This is a genomic window from Vibrio sp. V42_P2S4T144, from assembly GCF_009904715.1.
Lineage (GTDB): Bacteria > Pseudomonadota > Gammaproteobacteria > Enterobacterales > Vibrionaceae > Vibrio > Vibrio alginolyticus.
The window spans coordinates 1-2,532 of sequence record NZ_WXWS01000063.1 but is presented as its reverse complement, the minus strand read 5'-3'; the positions used below and the strand labels follow the sequence as shown (position 1 = coordinate 2,532).

At 43.2% G+C, this 2,532-nt stretch carries 2 protein-coding genes; both read right to left on the bottom strand.

Translation table 11 applies throughout. The features are described from left to right. Positions 1-132: 132 nt before the first annotated feature. Positions 133-1,377, bottom strand: coding sequence for an NAD(P)/FAD-dependent oxidoreductase (locus tag CAG68_RS01990; RefSeq protein WP_005382268.1), 1,245 nt, complete (start codon positions 1,375-1,377; stop codon positions 133-135). Positions 1,378-1,384: 7 nt separating this feature from the next. Then, positions 1,385-2,452, bottom strand: coding sequence for a class I SAM-dependent methyltransferase (locus CAG68_RS01985; RefSeq protein WP_017819929.1), 1,068 nt, complete (start codon positions 2,450-2,452; stop codon positions 1,385-1,387). Positions 2,453-2,532 lie beyond the last annotated feature (80 nt).

Genomic DNA, 2,532 nt, shown 5'->3' with positions numbered 1-2,532 from the left:
ATACACGCCGATGTAAGTGGTCAATGTGTCTCCAACACGCTAGAAGTAAAAGTAAAGAGGCATTAAAAAGGTCTTACCAATTTTTTGGTAAGACCTAAGTTTACTGATTCTCGGATAAGCGAATGTATATTCTTACAGTTCAGCTTCCCGAACCAGTTCTGCAAGCGTCGACAAACGCTGCTCACTTTGTTTAACGTAAGGATTATTCGTATCCCAAGCATATCCAGCCAAAATCGCACTAATCATCTGTTTAATACGTGGGTTCGGGTTTTGATAGAAAATCACATCTTGCAACGTGCCGTTGTACCAGCCTTCCACATAAGTGCGGAATGTGTTCACTCCCACCATTAAGCGTTGCGAGTACTCTTCTTGCCAATCAACCTTTTCACCATTCAGCTGACGAACCAAGCAGTCCGCTGCAAACTCTGCCGATTTCATGGCGATAGTGACACCCGATGAAAATACAGGATCAAGAAACTCACCAGCATTACCAAGCAACGCGTAGTGCTCTGTCGCTAAACGTTTGACGTTAGCAGAATAGCCACCCAACTCGCCTGCTGGATTCGGGTAATTCGCGTTTCGCAATAAAGCAGCCAAACCCGGCTCTTCATTGGCTAACTGCTGCAACGCTGCAATCTTATCTTCTGGGTATTGTTCGAAAAATTCTGGCTCACCCACCACACCAAACGAACAGGTACCATTAGAGAATGGGATTAGCCAGTACCATACGTCGTGATTTTCAGGATGAACTGAAATTAAAATTTTGTTGCGATCGTATTCCGGCTCTTGGGGAGAGATATGATCTTCGATATGGGTAAAGATCGCTTTTCTAGGCGGAAGACAAGAAGGTTCTTCTAGCTCCAACAAGCGTGGCAAAACACGCCCAAAGCCACTGGCATCCAACACAAAATCTGCTTCGATTTGATAAGCCTTCTTATTTGAGTCGAGCACTTCTAATCGAGACTTTTTCCCTTCAAACACTAGATTGAGCAGTTCATGCTGATAGCGAATCTCTACGCCTTGTTCTTCAGCGCTATCTGCCAATACTTTATCAAAGCTGGCACGTTGAACCTGAAACGTCGTGCCCGGTCCTGGCGTGTATTTGTTTGTAAAGTCGAACTGGGTGTATACGCCATTACGACGAAATGCAGCACCATCTTTATACTGGAAGCCAAACTGCTTTACTGCATTGGTCATTCCTGCTTGTTCAACAACTTCCATACATGCAGGGAGCAGGCTTTCTCCTATGGAAAAGCGTGGAAAAGTCGCTTTTTCTAAGACAACAACATCTATGCCACGCGATTTTAATAACGCAGAAACGGTTGAACCTGATGGCCCCGCTCCTACGACAACAACTTGCTTGAGCTCTGTTTTCATTCTGAATTTAGTTTGCTTGTAGTTTTAATAAGGTATGACCAAGGCCAATATTGTCGGTTCTTTCAACGACAGATAAACCTGCCGCTTCGACAATTTCTAAGAAATCATCACTGCGATAAAAGCGACTATTACCGTTAGCTAAACAGGTAAAATAAAGAGAAGTGGCATTAAGGCTATAGGAAGCTCCCGCGTATTTTTGAGCATCCCAAAACAGCTCCAATACGTAAATAGTATCTCCCTTCGTTAACTGGGCTTTAACTTTTTTAAGGATATTGAGGATCTCAATTGGGGAAAAGCAATCCAAGAACTGGCTCATCCACCATACGTCAGCGTGTCCAGGCAATGTTTGTGCTTTATCCAGCATGTTTGCAGGGTATGGACGTACACGCTCGACGAACTGGTTTTCTGAAACATTCTTCATCGCTACTTCTAATTGCTGTGGTAAATCAACAATCGTCACTTGAACGTCAGGGTCATGTTTACAACACTGAATCGCCCATTTTCCCGTATTTCCGCCAATATCCACAAGATGCTTTGGCTTGCTTGCAAATACTTCTTTAAGCAGAAGTGGGAACGAGCGATCCGAATAGAAATGATCGAACTTAAACCAGCTCTGTTTGGCTTGTTCTGGTAACGTCGATAGACCTTGATAAATGGTCTCCCAATTGCCCAACTCTTTCAAACCTGACGGTTTACCTTCTTGAATTGCTTCCGTCAAATGCATCATCGCGGCGTAACAAACATCTGCCGTAAAATCCATGTTTGCATTCGTCATACCATCATGAAGAAGGTAAAAACCAAGGTTTGCAAGCGAATAGTTAGGTCGTTCCCATAAAACAATATGCGCACTAATCGCCATATCCAACAGTACTTTAACACCATATTCTGATACTCCCGTTTTCTCGGCAATATCTGTGGCACTCATGCCTTGAGCGCCAGCGCTGTCTAAAACGGCTAAAATACCTAAATCTCGAAGCGTTTTGGCGGTCTGGAACACGATTGGTGCAAAAGATAACTTCTGAGCTTCTGTCTTCGCTTCAAAAGCATTAAAAGGGTCATTATTTTGATTTAACACGGAAAAACCTAACTGCAATTAATAGTTTTATTGTTGAGATTGATTGCCCAACAATGCAATAGCTCGCTGAATATCAACAT

What these genes read in the sequence shown, in the direction of transcription:
- CAG68_RS01990 (WP_005382268.1), bottom strand. Translation starts at nt 1,377, where the DNA reads ATGAAAACAGAGCTCAAGCAAGTTGTTGTCGTAGGAGCGGGGCCATCA.